Annotated in this window: 17 protein-coding genes and 5 tRNA genes; 8 read left to right on the plus strand and 14 right to left on the minus strand. The window is 69.1% G+C overall.

Annotated elements, in window-relative coordinates:
* The first annotated feature begins 6 nt into the window (after positions 1-6).
* Genes AC1PLR_RS10730 through AC1PLR_RS10740 form a run of 3 tightly spaced genes read left to right on the plus strand, consistent with a single transcriptional unit; the run spans position 7 to position 6,064 of the window.
* Positions 7-1,125, plus strand: a complete 1,119-nt coding sequence (locus tag AC1PLR_RS10730; RefSeq protein ID WP_481100974.1) for an efflux RND transporter periplasmic adaptor subunit — start codon at positions 7-9, stop codon at positions 1,123-1,125.
* Positions 1,122-4,196 carry an efflux RND transporter permease subunit gene (locus tag AC1PLR_RS10735; RefSeq protein ID WP_481100975.1) on the plus strand — a complete coding sequence of 1,025 codons (3,075 nt, stop codon included), beginning with the start codon at positions 1,122-1,124 and terminating at the stop codon, positions 4,194-4,196. Before AC1PLR_RS10730 ends, AC1PLR_RS10735 begins: the two co-directional genes overlap by 4 nt.
* Positions 4,197-4,243: 47 nt before the next feature.
* Positions 4,244-6,064 carry an esterase/lipase family protein gene (locus AC1PLR_RS10740; RefSeq protein WP_481100976.1) on the plus strand — a complete coding sequence of 607 codons (1,821 nt, stop codon included), beginning with the start codon at positions 4,244-4,246 and terminating at the stop codon, positions 6,062-6,064.
* Positions 6,065-6,376: 312 nt separating this feature from the next.
* Here the strand turns inward: AC1PLR_RS10740 and AC1PLR_RS10745 are convergent.
* The 4 genes from AC1PLR_RS10745 to AC1PLR_RS10760 form a co-directional block, all read right to left on the minus strand.
* A tRNA-Glu gene (locus tag AC1PLR_RS10745) sits at positions 6,377-6,452 on the minus strand.
* A gap of 44 nt (positions 6,453-6,496) precedes the next feature.
* Positions 6,497-6,572, minus strand: a tRNA-Ala gene (locus tag AC1PLR_RS10750).
* A gap of 115 nt (positions 6,573-6,687) precedes the next feature.
* A tRNA-Glu gene (locus AC1PLR_RS10755) sits at positions 6,688-6,763 on the minus strand.
* Positions 6,764-6,808: 45 nt separating this feature from the next.
* Positions 6,809-6,884: transfer RNA gene (locus AC1PLR_RS10760), tRNA-Ala, on the minus strand.
* A 421-nt stretch (positions 6,885-7,305) separates the two neighbouring features.
* Here AC1PLR_RS10760 and AC1PLR_RS10765 point away from each other — a divergent pair.
* The 3 genes from AC1PLR_RS10765 to AC1PLR_RS10775 all read left to right on the plus strand — a co-directional run bounded on the left by AC1PLR_RS10765 (position 7,306) and on the right by AC1PLR_RS10775 (position 11,892).
* Positions 7,306-7,392 (plus strand) — tRNA-Leu (locus AC1PLR_RS10765).
* Between the two features lie 156 nt (positions 7,393-7,548).
* A complete protein-coding gene (locus AC1PLR_RS10770) occupies positions 7,549-7,929 on the plus strand; it encodes a response regulator (protein ID WP_010341911.1) in 381 nt (126 codons plus the stop codon).
* 159 nt (positions 7,930-8,088) lie between these two features.
* Positions 8,089-11,892: a PAS domain-containing protein gene (locus AC1PLR_RS10775; protein ID WP_481100977.1), complete on the plus strand. Its 3,804-nt coding sequence runs from the start codon at positions 8,089-8,091 to the stop codon at positions 11,890-11,892.
* 79 nt (positions 11,893-11,971) lie between these two features.
* Here AC1PLR_RS10775 and AC1PLR_RS10780 read toward each other — a convergent pair whose 3' ends face one another.
* The 3 genes from AC1PLR_RS10780 to AC1PLR_RS10790 all read right to left on the minus strand — a co-directional run bounded on the left by AC1PLR_RS10780 (position 11,972) and on the right by AC1PLR_RS10790 (position 16,357).
* Entirely contained in the window at positions 11,972-14,335 is a 2,364-nt protein-coding gene (locus AC1PLR_RS10780; protein ID WP_481100978.1) for a Tex family protein, read from the minus strand.
* Between the two features lie 96 nt (positions 14,336-14,431).
* Complete coding sequence (locus AC1PLR_RS10785) at positions 14,432-16,066, minus strand: hybrid sensor histidine kinase/response regulator (protein WP_481100979.1); 1,635 nt, start codon at positions 16,064-16,066, stop codon at positions 14,432-14,434.
* Between the two features lie 75 nt (positions 16,067-16,141).
* Complete coding sequence (locus tag AC1PLR_RS10790; RefSeq protein ID WP_017907884.1) at positions 16,142-16,357, minus strand: hypothetical protein; 216 nt, start codon at positions 16,355-16,357, stop codon at positions 16,142-16,144.
* Positions 16,358-16,534: 177 nt separating this feature from the next.
* Between AC1PLR_RS10790 and AC1PLR_RS10795 the strand changes: the two genes are divergently transcribed.
* Positions 16,535-17,746 (plus strand): NAD(P)/FAD-dependent oxidoreductase, encoded by a 1,212-nt coding sequence (locus AC1PLR_RS10795; RefSeq protein ID WP_481100980.1) that lies wholly within the window; start codon positions 16,535-16,537, stop codon positions 17,744-17,746.
* 138 nt (positions 17,747-17,884) lie between these two features.
* Here the strand turns inward: AC1PLR_RS10795 and AC1PLR_RS10800 are convergent, their stop codons facing one another.
* The 5 genes from AC1PLR_RS10800 to AC1PLR_RS10820 form a co-directional block, all read right to left on the minus strand.
* Positions 17,885-18,340, minus strand: coding sequence for a hypothetical protein (locus AC1PLR_RS10800; protein ID WP_481103577.1), 456 nt, complete (start codon positions 18,338-18,340; stop codon positions 17,885-17,887).
* Positions 18,337-18,537, minus strand: coding sequence for a PspC domain-containing protein (locus tag AC1PLR_RS10805; protein ID WP_010342965.1), 201 nt, complete (start codon positions 18,535-18,537; stop codon positions 18,337-18,339). The genes AC1PLR_RS10800 and AC1PLR_RS10805 overlap by 4 nt, the downstream gene beginning before the upstream one ends.
* A gap of 82 nt (positions 18,538-18,619) precedes the next feature.
* Complete coding sequence (locus AC1PLR_RS10810) at positions 18,620-19,696, minus strand: class III poly(R)-hydroxyalkanoic acid synthase subunit PhaC (protein ID WP_371182056.1); 1,077 nt, start codon at positions 19,694-19,696, stop codon at positions 18,620-18,622.
* Entirely contained in the window at positions 19,693-20,814 is a 1,122-nt protein-coding gene (gene phaE, locus AC1PLR_RS10815) for a class III poly(R)-hydroxyalkanoic acid synthase subunit PhaE (RefSeq protein ID WP_481100981.1), read from the minus strand. The genes AC1PLR_RS10810 and phaE overlap by 4 nt, the downstream gene beginning before the upstream one ends.
* Before the next feature lie 45 nt (positions 20,815-20,859).
* Entirely contained in the window at positions 20,860-21,474 is a 615-nt protein-coding gene (locus tag AC1PLR_RS10820; RefSeq protein WP_010342962.1) for a CDP-alcohol phosphatidyltransferase family protein, read from the minus strand.
* Positions 21,475-21,616: 142 nt separating this feature from the next.
* Here AC1PLR_RS10820 and AC1PLR_RS10825 point away from each other — a divergent pair, with 142 nt between their 5' ends.
* Positions 21,617-22,375 carry a 3-hydroxybutyrate dehydrogenase gene (locus AC1PLR_RS10825; protein WP_481100982.1) on the plus strand — a complete coding sequence of 253 codons (759 nt, stop codon included), beginning with the start codon at positions 21,617-21,619 and terminating at the stop codon, positions 22,373-22,375.
* A gap of 813 nt (positions 22,376-23,188) precedes the next feature.
* On the opposite strand, the gene AC1PLR_RS10830 is transcribed toward AC1PLR_RS10825, so the two are convergent.
* A complete protein-coding gene (locus tag AC1PLR_RS10830; RefSeq protein WP_010342960.1) occupies positions 23,189-23,677 on the minus strand; it encodes an NUDIX hydrolase in 489 nt (162 codons plus the stop codon).
* A 69-nt stretch (positions 23,678-23,746) separates the two neighbouring features.
* Positions 23,747-24,253: a DUF1249 domain-containing protein gene (locus AC1PLR_RS10835; protein ID WP_371182052.1), complete on the minus strand. Its 507-nt coding sequence runs from the start codon at positions 24,251-24,253 to the stop codon at positions 23,747-23,749.
* Positions 24,254-24,396: the final 143 nt, after the last annotated feature.

Below are 24,396 nucleotides of genomic sequence, written 5' to 3' on the forward strand. Positions count from 1 at the left end.
CCGACCATGACCCTGCGCCCCACCCTGCTTCTCTCGCTGTGCCTGCCGCTGGCCGCGCTGGCGCTGTCCGGCTGCGGCCGCGAGGCCGCACCGCCCCCCGACGCGCCACGCGCGGTCAAGCTGGAAACCGTCGGCAACGATGCCGCGCACGACAGCACCCGCTACTTCGCCCAGGTGCGCCAGCAACAGCGCGCCGACCTCGGCTTCGAAGGCGGCGGCCGCATCGCCGCCATTGCCGTGGACGTGGGCGACCGCGTGCACGCCGGCCAGGTGCTCGCACGCCTGGACCCGGAACCGAACAACCTGCGCCTGCAGCAGGCCGAGGCCGGCGTCGGCATCGCCGCGGCCAACCTGCAGCAGCAACAGACCCATCTGGCGCAGCAGCAGGCCATGTTCGACGACGGCGCCGCCTCCGCGGCCACCCTGACCGCGGCCAAGAGCGCCTTCGCCGCGGCGCAGGCGAAGGTCCGCAGCGCGCAGTCGGACCTGGCGCTGGCGCGCCGCGCGGTGCGCCAGTCGGAACTGCGTGCGCCGTTCGACGGCAGCGTGGTGGCGCGGCTGCAGCAGCCCGACACCTTGGTAAGTGCCGGCCAGCCGGTGCTGCAGCTCGACGGTGCGGATCGTGCGCAGGTTCTGGCGACCTTGCCGGCCGATCGTGCGGCGGCGCTGCAACCCGGCCAGCGTGTCCTCGCCTACCGCAGCAACGCACCGCAGCAGGCCTTGCCGCTGCGCCTGCGCAGCGTCTCCGAACGCGTGGACGGCGGTGCCACCGTGCAGGTGCTGTTCGACAGCCACAGCGCCGATGCCGTGCAGCCGCGCAGCGGCGAATCGCTGCTGCTGGCCCTGCCCGACAGCGGCGCCGATCAGGCGCCGAGCGTACCGCTGAGCGCGCTGCTCCCGAGCATGGCCGATGGCCACACCATGGTGTTCGTGTACCGCCAGGACAGCGGCAGCGTGCGTCGCCGCCGGGTCGTCACCGGGCACAGCGATGGCGGCCGTGTGCAGATCCTGCATGGCCTGGCACCGGGCGAGCGCGTCGTCGCCGCCGGCGCCGCCTTCCTCCACGACGGTCAGCACGTCGTGCCGTTCCGTCCCACCACCCGCCTCGGCACCGTCTCGCCATGAACCTGACCCGCGCCACCTTGCAATCCAGCCGCCTGGCGCTGTTCAGCGCCGCCCTGATCCTGATCGGCGGCATCGTCACCTTCCTCGGCTTCCCGTCACAGGAGGAACCGAGCGTGACCGTGCGCGACGCAATCGTGCAGGTCGGTTTCCCCGGCATGCCCAGCGAACGCGTGGAGAACCTGCTCGCGCGACCGCTGGAGGAACGCCTGCGCGAGGTCAGCGGGCTGAAGAGGATCGTCACCACCATCCATCCCGGCAGCGCCATCGTGCAGATCACTGCGCAGGACAGCGTCAAGGACCTGCCGGCGCTGTGGCAGCGCGTACGCAGCAAAGCCGCCGAAGCCGGTGCCGAGCTGCCCGCGGGCACCCAGGGTCCGCTGGTGGACGACGACTTCGGCCGTGTCGCCATCGCCTCGATCGCGGTCACCGCGCCCGGCTTCAACACCGCCGAGATGCTCGGACCGCTGCGGCAGATGCGCGCGCAGCTCTACGCCGTGCCGGGCGTCGAGCGGGTCACCTTCCACGGCCTGCAGGACGAGCGCGTCTATGTCGCCTTCGATCGCACCAGGCTGGGCGAGGCTGGCCTCACTCCGGCCGCGGTCGCACAGCAACTGCGCGCGCAGAACGTGGTCGCCGGCGGCGGCCTGGTCGCCGCGTCGGGCATGGCGATGACCGTCACCACCTCCGGCGAGGTGCGCGACCTGGACGCGCTGCGCAATATCCCCATCGCGACGCAGGGCACCGACGGCCCGCGGCAGATCCCGCTGGCGCAACTGGCGCGCATCGAACTGATGCCGGTGGACCCGCCGGAGGCCGGCGCGATCTACCAGGGCCAGCCGGCGGTGGTGGTGGCGGTGTCGATGGCGCCCGGCAACAACGTTGCCGAAGTCGGCAAGGCGCTGCGCCGCACCCTGGGCGAAACCGCCAAGGCGCTGCCGGTGGGCTTCGCGCAGCACGTGGTCACCTTCCAGGCCGACGTGGTCGAGCGCGAGATGGGCAAGATGCACCACGTCATGGGCGAGACCATCGTCATCGTGATGGCGGTGGTGATGCTGTTCCTCGGCTGGCGCACCGGCCTGATCGTCGGCGCGATCGTGCCGTTGACCATCCTCGGCGCACTGATCGCGATGCGGGTGCTGGGCGTGGAACTGCAGACCGTGTCCATCGCCGCGATCATCCTTGCGCTGGGCCTGCTGGTGGACAACGGCATCGTCATCGCCGAGGACATCGAGCGGCGCCTGGCCGCCGGCGAGGAACGCCGTGCCGCCTGCGAGGCCGCCGGCCGCAGCCTGGCCATCCCGCTGCTGACCTCCTCGCTGGTGATCGTGCTGGCGTTCTCGCCGTTCTTCTTCGGCCAGACCAGCACCAACGAGTACATGCGCTCGTTGGCGATCGTACTGGCGGTCACCCTGCTCGGCTCCTGGCTGCTCAGCATCACCATCACCCCGCTGCTGTGCATGTACTTCGCCCGCGCGCATGCCGCACCGGCCGACGGCCATGGCGACAGCTACACCTCCAAGCCGTACCGCCTGTACCGGCGTGCGATCGAGGCGCTGCTGGCGCACAAGGCGCTGTTCCTGGGCAGCATGCTCGCCCTGCTGACGCTGGCGGTGACCGTGCTGGTCTCGGTGCCGTACAGCTTCCTGCCCAAGTCCGACCGTCTGCAGTTCCAGATGCCGGTGACCCTGCAACCGGGCAGCGATGCACGCGAGACCCTGCGCACCGTGCAGTCGATCAGCCAGTGGCTGGCCGATCGCCGGCAGAACCCGCAGATCGTCGACAGCATCGGCTATGTCGCCGATGGCGGCCCGCGCATCGTGCTCGGGCTGAACCCGCCGCTGCCGGCGGCCAACATCGCCTACTTCACCGTCAGCGTGCAGCCGGGCACCGACATCGACGCGCTGATCGCCAAGGTGCGCACCCACCTGCGCCAGGCCTATCCGGCGGTGCGCGCCGAGCCCAAGCGCTTTTCGCTGGGCTCCACCGAATCCGGCGTGGCCATCTACCGGGTGATCGGCCCGGACGAGGCGCAACTGCGCCGCCTCGCCGCCGGCATCGCCGACGCCTTGCGCGCCCTGCCCGGCACGCTGGACGTCAGCGACGACTGGGACAGCCGCATTCCGCGCTACGTGGTGCAGGTGGACCAGGCCAAGGCGCGGCGCGCCGGCGTCGCCAGCGAGGACATCGCCCAGGCGCTGCAACTGCGCTATGGCGGCGTGGACGCCTCGGTGATCCACGACGACGGCAGCAACGTGCCGATCGTGCTGCGCGGCGACAGCGGCCCGGGTGCGCGCAGCGGCGACCCCGGCGACACGCCGATCTATCCGTCCTCCGGCGCCGCGCCGCTGCCGCTGTCGGCGATCGCCGACATCCAGTTGCGTTCCGAACCCTCGACGATCCAGCGCCGCAACCTCAGCCGCGCCATCACCATCACCGGCCGCAACCCCGACCTGACCACCGACCAGGTGGTGGCCGCGTTGGCCCACAAGGTCGCGGCGCTGCGCCTGCCGCCCGGCTACCGTATCGAGATGGGCGGCGAGCTCGAGGACGCCGCCGAAGCCAACCAGGCGCTGCTGCAGTACATGCCGCATGCGCTGGGCGCGATCCTGCTGCTGTTCGTGTGGCAGTTCAATTCGTTCCGCAAGCTGTTCATCGTGGTCGCCAGCATTCCGTTCGTGCTGATCGGCGCCACCCTCGCCCTGCTGGTCACCGGCTATCCGTTCGGCTTCATGGCCACCTTCGGCCTGCTCGCGCTGGCCGGCATCATCGTCAACAACGCGGTGCTGCTGCTCGAACGGATCGAGGCCGAACTGGCCGATGGCCTGAGCCGGCACGAGGCGGTGATCGCCGCGGCGGTCAAGCGCCTGCGCCCGATCGTGATGACCAAGCTGACCTGCATCGTCGGCCTGATCCCGCTCATGCTGTTCGCCGGGCCGCTGTGGACCGGCATGGCCATCACCATGATCGGCGGCCTGGCCCTGGGCACGCTGGTGACGCTGGGCGTGATCCCGGTGCTGTACGACCTGCTGTTCGCACGCCGCGCCAGCGGGCCGGCGAAGGTCGCGGCGTGAGGCGCCAGCGCTGGCACCGCGTGATCCTTGCCTGCGCCGTGCTGTGCATGGCGCTCTGCGCGGGCGGCTGCGCCAGCGTCACCCTGCAGCGGGTGGATGCGGCGCGCTACATCCAGGCCAAGCGCGGCGATGCGCTGAGCGCCGCGCGCCCCAGCGACGCCGCGCTGCAGACGCTGAACGTGGCTGGCCTCGACGCGGCAAGCTGCACGGCGAAGGCGCCGCCGTGCATCGACCGGTTGCTCGGCAACGCCGACATGGACCAGGAACGCGCCCTGGCGACGGCGGCGGAGCTGTCGCTGCTGGCCGCACAACGCGCCGCCAGGCAACACGCGGACAGCGATGCCACCCTGGCCGACTGGCTGCAGACCGCGCGCTACGCCTACGCCTACCTGTTCTTCAGCGCACGTACGCCCAGCGAACGCGCCTTCGAGGAACGCCAGACCCAGGTGCGCGACTACTACAACTACGCCGTACAGCAAGCGGTGACCGCCTTGTTCGCGCGTTATCGGCGGCATCCGCCCGCCACGCACGACGCCGGCGCGCAGATCGCCGCCCTGCCCGACTGGACAGTGACACTGGATGCCAGCGGCGTGGGCAGTCCGCAGGACATGCCGATGCCCGAGGCGATGCTGGCAGCCGGCGACCTGCGCTTCGACGGGCTGCGCAGCGTGTATCGGCGCGATGGCTTCGGCGCGGAAATGGTCGCGGTCCTGCCGCAGCCTTCGGCGGACGCCATGGACGATGCCGACGCCGCGCCCGCCTACAGCGACATGCCCACGCCCAATCTCACGGTGCTGCTGCGCTTCGACGGCCGCACTCTCAAGGAAGTCCTGGCCGGTCACAGCGCGCACGTGGAGGTCCACGATCCTTCGCTCGGCGAGCGCGTGGCGATGGGCGGTATCGACGTGCCGCTGGCGGCCAACTTCAGCGCCGGCTATGGCGTGTGGATGGCGCGCGCCGGCTTCGCCGCGCAATCGCTGCGCACCCTGCTCGGCCTCGGGCACGGCATCGACCGGCCGCACGTGTTCCTGACCCAGCCCTACGATCCGCACCGGCGCGTGCTGGTGCTGCTGCACGGGCTGGCCAGCAGCCCGGAGGCCTGGGTCAACCTGGCCAACGACCTGCTCGGCGACCCGCAGGTCCGCGCGCGCTACCAGATCTGGCTGGTGTACTACCCGACCAACCTGCCGATTCCCTACACCCATCTGCAGGTTCGCACGGCGCTGCAGCAGACGCTGGACCGGCTGGATCCACAACGCCGCAGCGTGTCCGCGCATGACATGGTGCTGATCGGGCACAGCATGGGCGGCGTGTTGGCACGACTGATGGTGTCCTCCAGCGAAGGCGACCACCTGTGGCGCACCCTGTTCGACGATGCAACCCTGGATCCACAGGCGCGCCAGGCGCTGCAGGCCAGGCTCGGACCGATGCTGCATTTCGCGCCGATGCCGGAAGTGTCCGAGGCGATCTTCCTGGCCACCCCGCACCGCGGCACGCCCGAAGCCGCCGGCACGGTGGGCGAACTGGCACGCGCCGTGATCGGCCTGCCCCGGCGCGTGCTGGATCAATTCAAGGACATCGCCGGCAAGGACATGCTCGGCGCCCTACCCAACAGCATCGACAGCCTCAGCGACCACGATCCCTTCATCCTCGCTGCGGCGCAGTTGCCGATCTCGCCACAGGTGACCTATCACTCCATCGTCGGACAAGAGGATCCGCGCGTGCCGCTGGCACAGTCCAGCGACGGCATCGTGCCGTACTGGAGCGCCCACCTGCCCGGCGCGGCCTCGGAAACCGTCATCGTCTCCGGACACAGCGTGCAACGTACGCCACAGGCGATCCTGCAGATCCGCCGGCTGCTGCGCTGAGCGGGCGCAGCGCTAGCTCTCTCTCAAGGAGAAGGACAAAAGCCCCTCTCCCTCCGGGAGAGGGGTTGGGGTGAGGGTACGGGGCGCGCAGCGCCTGCACCACTCTGGCCATGCGAGGCTACGCCCGTACCCTCATCCGCCCCTTCGGGGCACCTTCTCCCGAAGGGAGAAGGGAACAGCAACACCGCTCGCTCGAAGCAGCCACCGATCCACCTGCCGTCCAGCACCGGCACTGCCGCCATCTGACCTCGACCACACACGACCGCCGCACACATAAAAAAACACCCGGCAATGCCGGGTGTTTTCGAAAAGTGGCGTCCCCACGGGGATTCGAACCCCGGTCGCCACCGTGAAAGGGTGATGTCCTAGGCCTCTAGACGATGGGGACGCGGATAACGATGTTGCTTTGCGGACGGCCTATGTCCGGAAAGTTGGTGGAGCCAGCCGGGATCGAACCGGCGACCTCTTGCATGCCATGCAAGCGCTCTCCCAGCTGAGCTATGGCCCCACGTGTACTGGCAGAAGCGGAATCTTACCCGACTTTCTTCCGATGTACAAACCCCGCACTCATTGCGTTCGGCAGAGCCGAACCCGGATGCGCGCGAGGAATTCCTGCTGAAAAATGGCGTCCCCACGGGGATTCGAACCCCGGTCGCCACCGTGAAAGGGTGATGTCCTAGGCCTCTAGACGATGGGGACGCTGTTAACGATGTCGCTTTTGCGGACGGCCTATGTCCGAAAAGTTGGTGGAGCCAGCCGGGATCGAACCGGCGACCTCTTGCATGCCATGCAAGCGCTCTCCCAGCTGAGCTATGGCCCCACGTGCTGCGAGGAGCGGAATATTAACGATCGTGATCGGCACACGCAAGCGTTTTTTTGCGGAACGTTCGCGACGTCGCAATGGCGCTCGCCGCGACCCGCAAAATCCGCTGCGTCCCTGCGTTCAACGGCGTACGCACCTCGCACCGAGCGCTGGATGCAGTCTGCGGACAGCGCCAAAGCGCCTGGTAGAGCCTCCAGCGCACCCAGCGCCGGCAATTGCCGATATCCGCATAACGCACCTACCCGCGCGGCACGCACGTAGCTGCCGAACGCGGCGCCAACCTATCGATCCACATATATATAGAGAGACGCTCGGCAGCCACCACGGCCGCTGATCGCCCCCGCCTGCCCTGCCCAAGGACGGCGAGCGCAAATGCGCTGGCGGCCGAGCCGAAGTGTCGGCTATACTCCGCGGCCGCGCCGAAGTGGCGGAATCGGTAGACGCAGCGGACTCAAAATCCGCCGCCCTTAAAAGCGTGTGGGTTCGAGTCCCACCTTCGGCACCAGGACTGACGGCAGCTTCGGCTGCCGTTTGTTTTTTGCGCGACGACCACGTGTGAAGCAGACACAGGTAAACGCTTCATCTTCCTGTGTCGGTTGTCTAGGCGACGGCTGTGACGGTCCCGCTATACTTTCTGTTCCCAAACCTTAACGAGCAAGCGATGTCGGCATTGCGGGGCCTGCGTATCCTGGTGGTCGAGAACGACGAGATGAACGCCACGCTGCTGGAGCTGCAGCTTGCCCAGGCCGGTGCCGAGGTGGTCGGCGTCGCCGCCTCCGTGCAGCAGGCGCTTGCGCTGATCGACAGCGAACGCCCGGACCGGGCCGTGCTCGACTTCCGCCTCTCCGCCGGCGAGACCAGCGAGCCGGTGGCGCGGGCATTGACCGACCGCGGCACGCCGTTCGTGCTCGCCACCGGCGTCGCCGCCGACACCCTGCCCCCCGGCTTCGCCGCCGGTGTGGTGCTGACCAAGCCCTACCTGTCCGAGCAGCTGATCAAGGCGCTGCAGGACGCTCACGCCAAGACGACCGCACGCCCCTGAGAATCCTCGATCGTAAGCCCGCCGCCTGGCGGGGACGATTCGAGGGATTCAGCCATCAACGCCAAGGACTGTTCGCCGCCTCCTGTCCGGTTTCCCGCCGGCAGCGCCACGGGGGCCTTGCTGCGCGCCATCGATTGGCGCGAGCACGAACTGGGTCCGATGGAGCACTGGCCGCGGAGCCTGCTCACCGCACTGTCGATCTGTCTGAACTCGCGGTTTCCGATGGCCGTGCGCTGGGGCGAGCGCCAGTTCAACCTGTACAACGACGCCTACGTGCCGATCCTCGGGTTGCGGCATCCGCAGGGGTTCGCGCGGCCGATGGAAGAGGTGTGGCCGGACGTGTGGCCCGAGGTCCGGGCGCAGGCCGACCAGGTGATGGCCAGCGGCGAATCGACCTGGAACGAGCACATCCCGCTGACCATGCTGCGCAACGGCTACAGCGAGCAGGTGTACTTCACCTTCTCCTACAGCCCGCTGTTCGACGACGAGGGCGACATCGCCGGCGTGCTGTGCGTGTGCACCGAGGACACCGCGCGCATCACCCTGGCGCGCGAACGCGATGCGCTGCTGAAGGCGCTGGAAGCGCAACGCGCGCAGATGGCCGATGCCTTCGAGCAATCGCCGGCGGCGCTGGCGATCCTGCGTGGCCCGGACTACGTGATCGAGACCGCGAACCAGCGTTACCAGCAACTGGTCGGGCCGCGCGAGGTGGTCGGCCGGCCGCTCATCGAGGCCATTCCCGAAATCCAGGGCCAAGGCGTCATCCGCCTGCTCGACAATGTCCGCGCTAGCGGCGTGCCGTTCACCGACGAGTCGATGACCTTCCAGCTGTGCCGCAGTCCGCACGAAGCGACCTCGGACACCACGCTGGAATGCGTATACCAGCCCATGCACGACGCCGAGGGCAAGGTCAGCGGGATCCTGGTGCATGGCATCGACCGCACCGAGCAGGCGCGCGCGCAGGCGCACGACAGCTTCCTGCTGATGCTCGAGGACACCCTGCAGAACCTGCACAGCGCCGAAGCGATCTGCGAGACCGGCGCCGCCCTGCTCGGCCAGCACCTGGGCGCCAACCGCTGCGCCTACGCGATCGTCGAGGCCGACGAGGACGCGTTCGACGTGCGTGCGGATTACGTCGACGGCGCCAGCCACCTGACCGGGCGTTCGCGCTTCAGCGACTTCGGCAGCGACCTGTCCGAGTGCATGCGCGAGAACCGGCCGTGGGTGGTGCACGACACCGAGACCCACCAGCCGCCGATGCGCGTGGACGATCCCAACTACCAGCGCCTGGGCCTGCGCGCGGTGCTCACCGCGCCGCTGCACAAGGCCGGTCGCCTGGTCGCTGCGATCGGCGTGCACCAGGCCCAGCCACGGGTCTGGACATCGGCCGAGATCGAGCTGGTACGGTTGGTGGCCGCACGCTGCTGGGAATCGATGGAACGCGCGGACGCGCAGAGAGAACTGGCCAACAGCGCCGCGCGCTTGCGCGAACTGGCCGACGCGATGCCGCAGATCGTGTTCACCGCCATGCCGGATGGCCACGTCGACTACTTCAACCGGCGCTGGTACGAGTACACCGGCTTGCCTGTCGGCGAGGCCGGCTACGACAGTTGGCGCCATGTGCACACCGAGGAAGGGCTGGCGCGGGTGATGGAGGTGTGGCCGGAGGCGCTGCGCAGCGGCAGGCCGTACGAGATCGAATATCCGCTGCGCCGCCACGACGGCGAGTACCGCTGGCACCTCGGCCGCGCCCTGCCGATCCGCGACGACAGCGGCCGCATCGTGCGCTGGATCGGCACCAATACCGACATCCACGACCGCCGCTTGACGGAACAGCGCCTGCAGGAAAGCGAACTGCGTTTCCGCCAGCTGTGCGACAACGCGCCGGTCATGATCTGGATGGCCAATGCCGACGGCGATTGCGAGTACATCAGCCGCCAGTGGTATCTGTTCACCGGGCAAAGCGAGCAGGAAGCGCTGGGCAGCGGTTGGCAGGAACAGGTCCATGCCGACGACCTGGCCGCGGTCGGCCGCACCCTGGCGCGCGCCTGCGCCGACCGCCGCGCCTACACGCTGGAATACCGCCTGCGCCGCCACGATGGCGAGTATCGCTGGTGCCTGGCGAGCGCCACGCCGCGCTTCAGTTCGTCCGGCCAGTTCCTCGGTTTCATCGGCTCCCTGCTGGACATCGCCGAGCGCAAGCGCATCGAGAACGCCACCGCGGCCGAGCGCGCCGCGCTGGAGATGATCACCACCGGCAAGCCGCTGAACGCGGTGCTGGAGGCGATCGCACGCGGCATCGAGTCGCAGAGCGATGTCGGCCTGCGCTGCACCATCATGCTGGTCGACGAGCACCGCCAGTGCCTGCTGGAAGGTGCAGCGCCGAGCATGCCGCAGAGCTTCCGCAAGGCCGTGCAGCGCCTGCCGATCGATCCCAACACCGGCTGCTGCGGACGCGCCGCCTACCTGCGCCGGCAGGTGTTGTGCAGCGACGTGCGCGTCAACCCGCATTGGCAAGACTATCTCGCCACCGCCCTGGAGGCGGACATCGTCGCCTGCTGCTCCACGCCCATCCTGGCCAGCGACGGCGAGGTGCTGGGCGTGGTCGCGATGTACTACCCATTCGTGCACTACCCCAACCCGCACGAACAGGACCTGGCGCGCTCGGCCTCGCACCTGGCCGGCATCATCATCGAGCGCCGCGGCACCGACCTGCGCCTGCAGCAGTTGCTCGCCGCCGAGCAGAGCGCGCGCGGCGACGCCGAACGCGCCAGCCGCATGAAGGACGAATTCCTGGCCACGCTCAGCCACGAGCTGCGCACGCCGCTCAACGCGATCCTGGGCTGGTCGCGGCTGATGCAGGACGCATCGGTGCGCGAGAAGGATCTGGTCAAGGGGCTGGAGGTGATCGAACGCAGCGCCCACGCGCAGGCGCAGATCATCGACGATCTGCTGGACATGAGCGCCATCCTGTCGGGCAAGGTGCGCCTGGATACGGACGAGCTGGATCTGCGCACGCTGCTCGGCGACACCATCGACGCGGCCCGCCCCGGCGCGCAGAACAAGGGCATCGACATCGTGCTGGTTGCCGACGACACGACCGCCCTGCCCTATCTGGGCGATCCGGTGCGGCTGCAGCAGGTGCTGACCAATCTGATCGGCAACGCGATCAAGTTCACCCCGAGCGCCGGCACGGTCACGGTGACCCTGGACAGCACCAGCACGCATGTGCGCATCGCCGTCAGCGACACCGGCATCGGCATCGACCCGGCGTTTCTGCCGCACGTGTTCGACCGTTTCCGTCAGGCCGATGCGAGCAGCACGCGCAGTGCCGGCGGCCTCGGCCTGGGTCTGGCCATCGCCAAGCAGCTGGCCGAACTGCACCAGGGCCAGTTGTCCGTCAGCAGCGATGGCGTCGGTCTCGGCGCCACGTTCACCCTGCTGCTGCCGCGCAACGATCTGCAGCCCCTTGAGCCGATCCACCGCGACCAGGACGCGGCGCTGTCCAGCGCCGTGCGGCGGCGTGGCGGCATCCGCCTGGACGGCGTGCGCGTGCTGGTGGTGGACGACGACATGGATTCGCGCGGCGTCACCCAGCGCTTCCTGCAGGAAGCCGGTGCAGTGGTCGAGGCCGCGGTCTGCGCCGACGATGCCGAAGCGCTGCTGCGCAAACGGCCCTATGCGCTGCTGGTCAGCGACGTCGGCATGCCGCGCCGCGATGGCCACAGCCTGATCCGCAGCGTCCGCGCCCGCGGTGCCGGTGCCGCAAGCCGCATCCCGGCCATCGCCCTCACCGCCTACGTGCGCAGCGAGGACCGCGCGCTGGCCCTGGAAGCCGGCTTCGATGCACACCTGGGCAAGCCGGTGGATCCGGTCAAGCTGCTTGGACTGGCCGCATCGCTGGTGGCACCGCCGCCGGCCACGCTCGCCACCGACGAGAGCTCGCGCGCCGAACCGGCTTGATCCGACGCGCTGCACGACCGCAGCTTGCGGTCGTGGCGGCGGTGACCGGCGCAGCCGCGCCAGCCGTCCTCCTGCAATCTCAGCCGCGCTTGGCGCGGGCGAACGCGTCAGCCAACGCACTGTTGACCGGCGCCGCGGCCGCCGGCCGCGGCTTGGCGTTGCCGCCGCTCGGGGCGCCGCGCCCGTCGCGTTCCCGGCGCGGCGGGCCGCCCGCGCCGCGTGCGCCAGTGTCGCGGTCGGCGGGACGCGCCGGCGCCGGCGCGTCGTCCAGACGCCGGGTCAGCGCGATGCGCTTGCGCGCCACGTCCACTTCCAGCACCTTGACCTTGACGATGTCGCCGGCCTTGACCACGTCGCGCGGATCCTTGACGTAGCTGTCCGAGAGCGCGGAGATGTGGACCAGGCCGTCCTGGTGCACGCCGATGTCGACGAACGCACCGAAGGCGGCGACGTTGCTGACCACGCCCTCCAGCACCATGCCCGGCTTGAGGTCCTTGATGTCCTCCACACCGTCGGCGAAACGCGCCGCCTTGAACTCCGGGCGCGGGTCGCGGCCGGGCTTTTCCAGTTCCTTGAGGATGTCGCGCACGGTCGGCAGGCCGAACTTCTCGTCGGTGAACTGGTCCGGCTTGAGCCCGCGCAGGAAACCGCCATCGCCGATCAGCGCCTTGATCGGCTTGCCGGTGGCGCCGACGATGCGCTCCACCACCGGGTAGGCTTCCGGGTGCACCGCCGAGGCGTCCAGCGGCTCCTCGCCGTCGGCGATGCGCAGGAAGCCGGCGCACTGCTCGAAGGTCTTCTCGCCCAACCGCGGCACCTTGAGCAGATCCTTGCGGCGCTTGAACGGGCCGTTGTCGTCGCGATGGCGCACGATGTTCTCGGCCACGCTCGACGACAGCCCGGACACGCGCGACAGCAGCGCCGCCGAGGCAGTGTTGACGTACACGCCGACCGCGTTCACGCAGTCCTCCACCCGCGCGTCCAGCGCCCGCGCCAGGCGGTACTGGTCGACGTCGTGCTGGTACTGGCCCACGCCGATCGCCTTGGGCTCGATCTTGACCAGCTCCGCCAGCGGATCCTGCAGGCGCCGTGCGATCGACACCGCGCCGCGCAGCGACACGTCGAGCTGCGGGAACTCCTTGGCGGCGAATTCGGAGGCCGAGTACACCGAGGCCCCGGCCTCGCTGACCACGATCTTCTCCAGCTTCAGCTGCGGATTCTGCTTGATCAGGTCGGCGGCCAGCTTGTCGGTCTCGCGGCTGGCGGTGCCGTTGCCGATCGCGATCAGTTCCACGCCGTGCTGCGCGCACAGCTGACGCAGCGTATGCAGCGACTGGTCCCACTGCCGGCGCGGCTCGTGCGGATAGATGGTGTCGGTGGCCAGCAGCTTGCCGGTGGCGTCGACCACCGCGACCTTGCAGCCGGTACGGATGCCCGGATCCAGGCCCAGGGTCACGCGCGGGCCCGCGGGCGCCGCCAGCATCAGGTCCTGCAGGTTGTCGCCGAACACCGCGATCGCTTCGGCCTCCGCCTTTTCGCGGGCCTGGTTGAACAGGTCCAGCAACAGGTGCATGTGCAGCTTGGCGCGCCAGGTCAGACGGCAGGCGTCCAGCAGCCAGCGGTCGCCGGGACGGCCCTGGTTGGCGATGCCGGCGCGCAACGCCACGCGGCCCTCGGCGTACTGGTGGCCGGCCTCGGCCTCGCTGCCGGGATCCAGTTCCAGGTACACGATCTCCTCGCGGCGCGCGCGGAACAGCGCCAGCAGCCGGTGCGAGGGAATCTTGGCCAGCGCTTCGGCGTGGTCGAAGTAGTCGCGGTACTTGGCGCCTTCCTGTTCCTTGCCCTCGGCCACGCGGGCGCGGATCACCCCGACCTCACCCAGCCAGTTGCGCAATTCGCCGACCAGCGCGGCGTCTTCGCCCCAGCGCTCCATCAGGATCGCCCGCGCACCCTCCAGCGCGGCCTTGACGTCGGCCACGCCCTTGTCGGCATCGACGAAGCCGGCGGCGAAGGTCTCCGGCACCAGTGCCGGATCGGCCAGCAGGCCGTCGGCCAGCGGCTCCAGCCCGGCCTCGCGGGCGATCTGCGCGCGCGTGCGGCGCTTGGGCTTGTACGGCAGGTACAGGTCTTCCAGCCGCGACTTGGTGTCGGCGGCGACGATCTCCGCGCGCAGTTCGTCGCTGAGCTTGCCCTGCTCGGCGATGCTGGCCAGCACCGCGGCGCGGCGCTCTTCCAGTTCGCGCAGATAGGTCAGGCGCACTTCGAGATTGCGCAACTGGGTGTCGTCGAGCCCGCCGGTCACTTCCTTGCGGTAGCGCGCGATGAACGGGACGCTGGCGCCCTCGTCGAGCAGGGCGATGGCGGCGCGCGCCTGCGCCGGCTGCGCGCCGATCTCGGCGGCGATGGTGTTGGCGATCTGCTGGGCGAGCTGAGTGTCGTGCATTGCGTCCGGCCGAAGCCGCCTTGCGGAAAACCCGCATTTTCGCAGTGCGCGCGCCGCCGGGGAACCCGTTGACAGGCTCGCGCCAAGCTGGCGGCGTCAGGTGACGCCGTTCGGCCCGTCCAGCACCATGCGCACCTTGCGGATCAGCTCCTGGCGGTTGTACGGCTTGGCCAGCACCTCGAACTCGTTGCCGCCGGCATCGGTACGCTCGATCGAGGACTCGGCATAGCCGGTGGTCAGCAGCACCTTGATCTTGGGCCGGCGCCGCCGCGCCTCGCGCGCCAGCATCACCCCGTTGAGGCCGCCCGGCATGATCAGGTCCGAATACAGCAGGTCCACGTGCACGCCGGTGTCGAGCAGTTCCAGCGCCTCGCGGGCGTTGTAGACCACGTGCGTGGCATAGCCCTGGTCGCCCAGGAACAGGCGCGCCAGTTCGGCGATGTCCGGGCGGTCCTCGACGATCAGGATGGTCTCGTCGCCCTGCCGGTCGAACGGACGGCGCGTGCGCGAATCGCGCGGGGCCATGTTCTCGACGTTGTCGTCGATCGGGAAGTACAGGCGCACGGTGGTGCCGTGGCCCTCCTCCGAATACAGCCGCACCGCGCCGCCGGACTGCTTGGCGAAGCCGTAGACCATGGACAGGCCCAGGCCGGTGCCCTTGCCCTCTTCCTTGGTGGTGAAGAACGGATCCAGCACCCGCGCCAGCACCTCCGGCGGCATGCCGCTGCCGTTGTCGGTGATCGACACGCACACGTAGTGGCCGGGCAGCAGATTGTCGTAGGTGGTGGGTTCGTCGGCGCGCACCGAGACGTTGCGGGTCTGGATCACCAGGCGCGGCGCGGCCTGGTCGGCCATTGCGTCGCGCGCGTTGATCAGGATGTTCAGCAGCGCCACTTCAGCCTGGGTCGGGTCGATGCGGCAATTGCGCAGGTCCGGCGACAGTTCCAGCGAGAACGCGATGCCGTCGCCGAGCGTGCGCTCGGCCACGTCGCTCATCCCGGCGACCAGGGCATTGAGGTTGAGGACGCGCCCTTCCAGCTTCTGCTTGCGCGCGAACGCCAGCAACTGCTGGGTCAGGCGCGCCGCCTGGCCGGCGGCGTCGCGCGCGCGGTCCACGCTCTTGCGCAGCAGCGATGGATTCAGCGGATCGCTCTCGACCGCATGCTCGATCAGTTCCAGGTACCCGGACATCACCTGCAGCAGGTTGTTGAAATCGTGCGCGATGCCGCCAGTGAGCTGGCCAAGCGCTTCCATCTTCTGCGCTTGGCGCAGGGCGTCCTCAGCGTCGCGACGGCGGCTGACGTCCAACTGCGAACCGAAGAAGTACACCAGTTCGCCGCGGTCGTCGTAGACCGGGGAGATGTACAGCGCGTTCCAGAAGCTGGAACCGTCCTTGCGGTAGTTGAGGATCTCCACCGCCACTTCGTTGTGCGCGGTAATGGCATCGCGGACGCTGCGCACCGTCTCGCGGTCGGTGTCCGGCCCCTGCAGGAAGCGGCAGTTGTTGCCGATCAGCTCATCGCGGCTGTAGCCGGTCATCTCCAGGAACGCGCGGTTGACGAAGATGATCGGGTTGTCCGGCTGCCGCGGATCGGTCACGATCATCGGCATGCGCGTGGTCTGCACCGCAGCGAAGAAGATATCGCTGCGCTGGTTGGACATGTCGGTGGGGGCGTTCGGGTCGACGGTCGTCGGCGGCGCCGAGGTGTTGCTGGTTTCTGGTGCGGGCATGGTCGATGGCAGGTCGATGCGAACCGTCGCTGGCCCGCCTAGGCGGGCGACCACACCGGGGTTCGCACGCCGGCGTCAACGCGAATAATACCTATGCAAGCGTTCTACCACGATATCGTCCTGCAGCGATTCCAGCGCCATGATCCGCACCTGCCGGTCGCTCAGCGCCAGCACGCGCTCGACGTAGATCTCCGGGCCTGCCTCGGTTTCCTTCATGGACTTGCGGAAACCGTAGGGCACCACGCCCTTCTCTCCGTCCTTGCTGCCACCGATGTACAGAACGACCGACATGACGCTTCCTCTACAGGGAATTCGTGGAACTGGCGCGCACCATACACAGCGCCATGTGAGGGACTTCTGCACCGAGGTTAATCGTGGCTGTTTGCCCCAACATGACGCCCGTGCCGCCTCACGCAGACTTAACCGGGCCTGCGCGTAAGTCGCACATCCCTTCTGCGCTGGGGCGCCATGGATCTCAAGAGCGGTTATCCCTTCTGGTCGGTCCGCAACGGCCTGATGCAGAGTTTTCCGCAGCTGCGCGACGACGTGCGCTGCGATGTCGCCATCGTCGGCGGCGGCATTACCGGTGCGTTGATCGCCGAGGAACTGAGCACGCACGGGCATGCGGTCACGCTCCTGGAGCAGCGCGACATCGGCTGGGGCAGCACCGCGGCCAGCACCGCCCTGCTGCAGTACGAGATCGACACCCACCTGATCGACCTGGCCAAGCGCTATGGCGAACCCGCCGCCGCGCTGGCCTACGGCGCCTGCGCGCAGGCGCTGGAGCAATTGCGCGACCTGGTGCGGCCGCTGCGCGACGTCGACTTCTCCCGCAACGACAGCCTCTATTACGCCAGCAAACGCCGGCACGTGCGGGTCCTGCAGGAAGAACTGGAGGTGCGCGCGCGGCACGGCCTGAACGTGGAATGGCTGGACGCGCAGGCGCTGGACACCGCCTACGGCATCCAGGCGCATGGTGCGATCCTCAGCCACCAGGCGGCGCGGGTGGATCCGTACCGCCTCACCTATCGCCTGCTCGGCCGCGCCTTCCGGCGCGGGGCCGGCGTCTACGACCGCACCCGCATCGCGCGGATCGTGGTCAACAGCCGCGGCGTGACCCTGCACACCGACCAGGGCGCGCAGGTGCGCGCCGGTCACGTGGTGATGGCCGCCGGCTACGCCAACCAGCACTGGCTGGATCAGCGCGTGGCGCGCAACCGCAGCAGCTATGCCTTCGTCAGCGACCCGCTGGATCCGTCCGCGCTCGGCCCGTTGCACGACACCATGGTCTGGGAGAGCGCACGGCCGTACCTGTACCTGCGCAGCACCGGCAACGGCCGCATCGTCGCCGGCGGCGAGGACGACAGCGTCGACGTGCCGGCACGCCGCGACGCGCGCGTGGACAGCAAGGCGCGCACGCTCTCGCGCAAGATCGCCAAGGCGATCCCGGGGCTGGAGCTGCAGCCGACCTTCGCCTGGGCCGGCACCTTCGCCGAAACCGAGGATGGCCTGCCGTTCTTCGGCCCACATCCGCAGCACGGCCCGCGCGTGCAGTTCGCCATGGCCTACGGCGGCAACGGCATCACCTACAGCATGATCGGCGCCGGCCTGCTGCGCGCGCAGATCGAGCGGCACGCGCATCCGCTCAAGCGCCTGTTCGGTTTTTCACGGCTGGATTGAAGGGAGCCGCTCGCAAGGACGTGGGTCACTCGTAGGAGCGGTTTCAGCCGCGACCAGGCATTCGGTGGAACGCCCGTCGCGGCTGAAGCCGCTTCTACGTGGCACCTGATGCATCGCGAAGTGGCAAACGCTATGCACTCAGCCAGTACCTGGCCACCAACCGCGGCCGTGCATTGCGTAGCGATCGGCAGCCCGCTCCAGCGGGTTGCGCACGCTGACCCCGCCGCAGGCCAGGTACACCGGCAGGAACAACGGCCCCAGCAGCATGTACTGCAGCACGTGCGCGCGTTCGTGATCGCCGAGCCGCACCGCCGGATGCCGGCAGCGACCGGCGGCGTGCTCGTAGGTGGCGCAGGCCACGTCCAGATCGTCGGCGCTGAGCAGAATCACGTTGCCCAGGGTCATCGCCCCGCGCGGCCGCAACGGCACCCGTTCGAACACCAGCGCCAACTCGCGGCGACTGAAGCGCAGGCGCGCACCGAACGCCAGCGCGATGCTCCCGGCGAGCACGCCAAGCGCCGTGTTCGGCGAGGTCCACAGAACGCCGAAAACGATGCCGGCACGGCGAAACGCCAGCGGCAGCGGCCGCTTCAGTCGGCTTCGTTGGGAATCAGCAGCCACAGGATCAGGTAGACCAGGATGCCGGGGAACGCGGCCGAGACGATCGAGCCGACCACGTACAGCACTCGCAGCAGCGTCGCATTCCAGCCGAAGCGGTGAGCGATGCCGCCCATCACGCCCGCGATCATGCGGTCGTTCAACGAGCGCGACAGCGAACGGGCTTGCGACATGGCACGGACTCCAGCGACGACGGCGTAACGACTCTACGCGCGCCGGCGCGGGCGCGGCGTGAGGGCACGCTGCGATGGGCGCTCAGTGCCCGCCATCGCGCTCGGCCAGCCAGCGATGCAGTGCCGCCGGCACCTCGCGCTGGGCGCGGCCGGAAACGTAGATGCCGATATGGCCGCCGCGGAAACTCAGCTCGGCGTAATCGCGGCTGCCGACCACGCCGCGCAGCGCCCGCGAAGCGTCCGGCGGCACCAGGTGGTCCTGCTCGGCGTAGACGTTGAGTACCGGCATCGTGACCTTGCCCAAGTCCACCGTCTGTGCGCCGATGCGCGCGCGTCCGTGCATCAGCGCGTTGTCCTGGTAGAACTGCTTGACGAACTCGCGGAAGGTCTCGCCGGCCAGGTCCGGCGAATCGAAGATCCATTTCTCCATGCGCAGGAAGTCCTCCAGCGCCCGCGGATCGTCGAGGATGTCGAGCAGGCCCACGTATTTCTGCAGGTTCAGCCGGAACGGCTTGAGCATCAGGTAGCTGACGTTCATCAGGTCCGCCGGCACGTTGCCCAGCGTGTCCACGAACAGGTCGACATCGACCTGGCGCGCCCAGTTGGACAGCATGTTGTCCGGGGTGTGGAAATCCACCGGCGTGACCATGGTGACCAGGTTGCGCACCTTCGCCGGCTGCAACGCGGAATAGCAAAGCGAGAACGTGCCGCCCTGGCAGATGCCGAGCATGTTGACCGGCGCGCCGTCGCCGGCCGCGCGCAGGTGGTCCACCGCGCCGTCGATATAGCGCAGCAGGTAGTCCTCCAGCGTCAGATAGCGCTCGGAGCGATCCGGGTAGCCCCAGTCGAGCACGTAGACGTCCTCGCCCAGCGCCAGCAGGCCCTGCACCAGCGAGCGATCGGCCTGCAGGTCGACCATGTACGGGCGATTGACCAGGGCATAGACGATCAGCAGCGGCACCTTGGCGGTGGGCGGGCGGTCGCCGACGAAGCGATACAGCACCACCTTGCCGTCGCGCCACACTTCCTGGCGCGCGGTGGCGCCGTAGTCGACCGTGTCCAGGCCGGGCAGCACGCGCAGGCCCTCGAGCAGCTTGCGCTGCAGCTCCAGGGTTTCCTGAACCAGATCGTCGCTGCTGAAGCTCAGCGGCCCCTTCATGCGCGACTCCGGCGGGCGGCGGCGGACGTGGTCCCGGCACGCCGCGGCTTGGCCGCGGACGCGGCCTTCTTTGCCGCGGTGGCGTTGGATTTGGATTTTGGTGCGACCGCTACCGGCTTCGCAGCGGCAGGCTTGGCGGCCGTCTTCCTGGTGCTTTTCTGCGGCGTTGCGTTGGCCGGGGCCGCTGCTGCAGACGCAGGCGCCGCAGGCGTGCCGTGCCCTTCGCCACGCTCGAGCCGCCGCAGCCGTCGCTCCAGGTCGGCGATGCGCCGATGCGCGGCGTCCAATTCGGTGCGTGTGGGCAGGCCAACCTGCTCGCAGACCTGCTCGGTCTCGCGCTGCAGCAGGGCGCGCAGGCGCATCTGCGCATTGGCGACGTCGGCGTAGACCTGACGGAACTCCGGCGACAGCGCCGCCGCCGCATAGGCCTCCTCGGCCGCGTCGATCCACAGATCGAACATCGCCCGCGCGTTGGTCAGTTGCCGGCCAGGCTCCTCGTGCGCGCGCAGCTTCTCCTCGAACAGGCCGAAGGCACGGTCGATGGCGCCCTGCAGCAGCCCCAGATAGGCCTGCAGCTGCGCCTGGTAGTCCTGCTGCGCCTTGGCCAACGCGCGCCAGCGCGCCTGGTGGTTGCGCGCCGGGCCGAACCCGGGCATCTGCAGCCACGGCCCGCTGTCGCGCTGCAGGCCCTGCAGCCACTGCGCCGCCTGCTGCAACCAGGCGTCGATCCCGGCCTGGCCGGTGCCGCGCACGGCGCCCAGCAGCCACTGCAGCAATTGTTCGCGCTGGCCCTGCACTTGGCGCTTCCACGCCTCGGCGACGTCGGCACTGCTGGCGTCGCGGCCGGCGAACTGCGCCGCCACCTGCTGCATCGCGCCGAGCCAGTCGCCGGCCTGCTGCTGGAACTGCGCCACCGCGTCCTCGGCCTGCGGTGCGCTGCCGCGCGGCAACCACTGGCTCCAGGCCGTGATCGCCTCGCGCCAGGCGCCGGCGCCGTCGCCAGGCACGGCGGACGCGGGGCCCGGCGCACCCTGGCGCAACGCGGCGCTCCAGGCCTCCCAGTACTGCCGCGTCATCGCCTCGAAATCGCCGGCGTCACCGCCGCCGCTAGCCTTCATCGCCACTCTCCCGAACTGGCCCGCGATGATAGCAACCCACCGCGATCAGGGTTTGGGGATGCGCAGCGTCTTGCTGATCATCAGCGAGCCGGACAGCGCGAACAGCAGCGCCAGCGGATGCAGCAGCCACGGCCCCAGCCGCCACTCGCCCCACCACAGGGCATCGCCGATGTGGCCCAGGTGCGCCGCGATCGCCAGCACGATGACCAGGCCAAGGCTGCTCGGGATCGGCGTGCCTTCGAAGTACGGCACCTTGTCGCCGTCGCCGGCCAGTTGCTCGGCGGTGACGTTATAGCGGGCCAGGCGGCTGACCCCGCAGCAGACGAAGAAACTCAGCACCAGCCAGTCCCACCCGCCCTGCATGCCGCAGGCGTAGGCCAGTGCGGCCGGGGCCACGCCGAAGGAAATCACGTCGGCCAGCGAGTCCAGCTCGCGGCCCAGGGTCGAGGACGACTTGCGCCAACGCGCCACCCGGCCGTCCAGCGCGTCGAACACGAACGCCAGCGGAATCAGCGCCATGCCGAACAACAGGTCGCTGCGGCGGCCGTCCTGCAGGAAGCGCATCGCCGCGAACACCGCGCCGGTGCCGCAGAAGGCGTTGGCCAGGGTGAACCAGTCGGCCAGCTGGAACTCGCGCAGCATGGAGAAGTGGCGTTTCATCGGCATAACGTGGCGGATCCGGCGTGAGCGGCAAGCGACGGCACAGGGTAGCGTGGCGCCGCCGCACTGGCGAGCGGCCGCTGCCGGGCGCCGCGCGCGCTGCTACGCTGATCGCTCCCCACTTTCGCGCAGGTATTGCCTTATGCAGACCGTCCTGATCACCGGTGCCGCCAGCGGCATCGGCGCCGGCATCGCCAAAGAACTGGCCGCCGGCGGCCGCCACATCGTCGTCAGCGACCTCGACCCGACCGCCGCCGACGCGGTCGCCGCGCAGTTGCGTCAGGCCGGCGGCTCGGCCGAGGCGGTGGCGCTGGACGTGGCCAGTGCGGACAGCATCGCCGCGGCGCTGGCGGCCGTCAGCCGGCCGGTGGACGTGCTGGTCAACAACGCCGGGCTGCAGCACGTGGCGCCGTTGCAGGAGTTCCCGATGGACAAGTGGAGCCTGCTGGTGGAGGTGATGCTGACCGGCGTGGCACGGCTGACCCAGGCGGTGCTGCCGGGCATGCGCGAGCGCGGGTTCGGCCGCATCGTCAACATCGGCAGCATCCACTCGCTGGTCGCCAGCCCGTACAAGAGTGCCTACGTCGCCGCCAAGCACGGCCTGGTCGGCTTCTCCAAGGTGATCGCACTGGAGACCGCCGACACCGACATCACCATCAACACGCTCTGCCCCAGCTACGTGAAGACGCCGCTGGTGGACAGGCAGATCGCCGACCAGGCGCGCACCCGCGGCATTTCCGAGGCCGACGTGATCGCCCAGGTGATGCTCAAGCCGATGCCCAAGGGCGTGTTCATTGCCTACGACGAACTGGCCGGCTGCGTGGCGTTCCTGGCCTCGCCGGCGGCGCGCAACATCACCGCCCAGACCATCGCCATCGATGGCGGCTGGACCGCGCAGTAGCGCTGCGACAGGCACGCACGTCCGGCTGCGTGCTCGCGCGATCGACACTGGCGAATTTTTCGCCAGCGCGACGGCGACCGTTGCGGCACAACGCCACCGGCCTCTTATCCACAGCGTTCGTGCGCTTTCATCCACACCGGCTGTGGAGAAGCGCGGCCGGGACTGTTGAAATTTTCGCCACCAGGCGAAATCGGGCAGCCATTTCAGGGACTTGCCACGCTTGCCCACAGGCTTGTGCAGGATCGATCCACAGCTGCTGTGGACAAACCGGGCGCGAGAAGGATGAGGCCGTTCCTTCTCCCGCCGGGAGAAGGTGGCCCGAAGGGCCGGATGAGGGTACGGGCGAAGCCTGGCGCAACCGAACTCCGCGGGTCGCTTTCGCGCTGCACTCTTGCCCTACCCCCCCAAACTTCGCGGGTCGCTTTCGCGCCGCACCCTCACCCCACTCACCCAAACTTCACGAGTCGCTTTCGCGCCGTACCCTCACCCCAACCCCTCTCCCAGGGGGAGAGGGGCTTAATGTCAGACCCGCGAATAGCGCCAGGACTGCATGCGCCCGTCGCGGTATGGCATGACCCCGTGGAACGGGCGCGGGTCGCCATCGAACACCAGCGGCAAGAAGAGGCTGTTCCTTCTCCCGTCGGGAGAAGGTGGCCCGAAGGGCCGGATGAGGGTACGGGCGGAGCCTGACGCAGCCAAACTCCGCGAGTCGCTTTCGCGCCGTACCCTCACCCCACCCACCCAAACTCCGCGGGTCGCTTTCGCGCCGTACCCTCACCCCAACCCTCTCCCGGCGGGAGAGGGGCTTAAGTGTCAGACCCGCGAATACCGCCAGGACTGCATGCGCCCGTCGCGGTACGGCATGACCCCATGGAACGGGCGCGGGTCGCCATCGAACACCAGCGGCAGGAAGTGGCGATCACCCTCCCACATCGGCAGCGTGTCCATCTGCGCGATCGGCACCCAGGCCAGCGCGCCCTCGGCGTTTTCGGCGAACGGTTCCCCGCTGTAGGCCTCGATCAGGAACACGAAGCCCAGCCAGTCCTCGCCGTGCTTGCCGAATCCCGGCCAGCTGATGGTGCCGCGCAACTGCAGCGCCTCGCAGGTGATGCCGGCCTCCTCCAGGATCTCGCGGCGCATGCCGGCCAGCACGTCCTCGTCCGCCTCGACCTTGCCGCCCAGGCCGTTGTACTTGCCCAGGTGATGATCGCCGGGCCGGGCATTGCGATGGACCATCAGCACCTGGCTGCGGTCGGGCGAGAGAACGTAGCCCAAGGTGGCGACGATGGGGGTGTAAGGCATGCGGAGAAGGCGGATGGCGACGGGCGCGCAGTATGCCGTAACCGCGCCCCCGCTTCGTCTAGCCTGTGGCTAGACGGCGGGCGTCGCCGCGTCCTGCGCCGCGCGCGGCAGCGGCGGCGCCGAGCGCAACGTGGCCACGCCGTGGCCGCGCTCGGCCAGGTATTCCAGCCATTTGCCGAGGAAGGTGTTCATACGCATGCGGTGGCTGATCAGTTCCGCCGGCGGCGGGTACAGCCCCATCACATCCTGCCAGCGGCGGCCGACATAGCAATGCGTGGTCTCGGCCTGGCGCGCATCAAGGTACAGGCGCACGTAGGCCGACGGGTCCGGCTCGCCGGTCAGCGGATCGCACAGGTCGTAGGTCAGGCGCAGCTCGACGGTGTAGCGGTGGCGTTCGATCACGTCCAGGCGCAGGTCCAGGCCATCGCCGATGCTGGACACGTAACTGCCGGCGGCCAGGTCGGCCGGCACGAACAGGCGGTTCAGGTGCAGATAGTTCTCGGCGTACAGCCCCATCAGCCAGCCGAAACGGCTGAGCCGGGGGATGCGTTCGCTGCGGGTCAGGGCGTGCTGCATGGGCCGATCCTACACGCTGCATCGCGCCGGCGGCAGCATTGACGGATCGGCGCCAGCGGCCTACCTTGGAGATCCATGCGGCGAAGTGCGGAAATTCCATCGCTGCCAGGAGCGGCCCCGCCCCGACCGGCGCAGACCCGCCC

It is taken from the genome of Xanthomonas sp. NCPPB 3570, from assembly GCF_056725115.1.

Excerpts from the sequence above, each read along its gene's own strand:
- AC1PLR_RS10730 (WP_481100974.1), top strand. The coding sequence starts at position 7 with ATGACCCTGCGCCCCACCCTGCTTCTCTCGCTGTGCCTGCCGCTGGCC.
- AC1PLR_RS10735 (WP_481100975.1), top strand. The coding sequence starts at position 1,122 with ATGAACCTGACCCGCGCCACCTTGCAATCCAGCCGCCTGGCGCTGTTC.
- AC1PLR_RS10740 (WP_481100976.1), top strand. The coding sequence starts at position 4,244 with ATGGCGCTCTGCGCGGGCGGCTGCGCCAGCGTCACCCTGCAGCGGGTG.
- AC1PLR_RS10770 (WP_010341911.1), top strand. The coding sequence starts at position 7,549 with ATGTCGGCATTGCGGGGCCTGCGTATCCTGGTGGTCGAGAACGACGAG.
- AC1PLR_RS10775 (WP_481100977.1), top strand. The coding sequence starts at position 8,089 with ATGGAGCACTGGCCGCGGAGCCTGCTCACCGCACTGTCGATCTGTCTG.
- AC1PLR_RS10780 (WP_481100978.1), bottom strand. The coding sequence starts at position 14,335 with ATGCACGACACTCAGCTCGCCCAGCAGATCGCCAACACCATCGCCGCC.
- AC1PLR_RS10785 (WP_481100979.1), bottom strand. The coding sequence starts at position 16,066 with ATGCCCGCACCAGAAACCAGCAACACCTCGGCGCCGCCGACGACCGTC.
- AC1PLR_RS10790 (WP_017907884.1), bottom strand. The coding sequence starts at position 16,357 with ATGTCGGTCGTTCTGTACATCGGTGGCAGCAAGGACGGAGAGAAGGGC.
- AC1PLR_RS10795 (WP_481100980.1), top strand. The coding sequence starts at position 16,535 with ATGGATCTCAAGAGCGGTTATCCCTTCTGGTCGGTCCGCAACGGCCTG.
- AC1PLR_RS10805 (WP_010342965.1), bottom strand. The coding sequence starts at position 18,537 with ATGTCGCAAGCCCGTTCGCTGTCGCGCTCGTTGAACGACCGCATGATC.
- AC1PLR_RS10810 (WP_371182056.1), bottom strand. The coding sequence starts at position 19,696 with ATGAAGGGGCCGCTGAGCTTCAGCAGCGACGATCTGGTTCAGGAAACC.
- phaE (WP_481100981.1), bottom strand. The coding sequence starts at position 20,814 with ATGAAGGCTAGCGGCGGCGGTGACGCCGGCGATTTCGAGGCGATGACG.
- AC1PLR_RS10820 (WP_010342962.1), bottom strand. The coding sequence starts at position 21,474 with ATGAAACGCCACTTCTCCATGCTGCGCGAGTTCCAGCTGGCCGACTGG.
- AC1PLR_RS10825 (WP_481100982.1), top strand. The coding sequence starts at position 21,617 with ATGCAGACCGTCCTGATCACCGGTGCCGCCAGCGGCATCGGCGCCGGC.
- AC1PLR_RS10830 (WP_010342960.1), bottom strand. The coding sequence starts at position 23,677 with ATGCCTTACACCCCCATCGTCGCCACCTTGGGCTACGTTCTCTCGCCC.
- AC1PLR_RS10835 (WP_371182052.1), bottom strand. The coding sequence starts at position 24,253 with ATGCAGCACGCCCTGACCCGCAGCGAACGCATCCCCCGGCTCAGCCGT.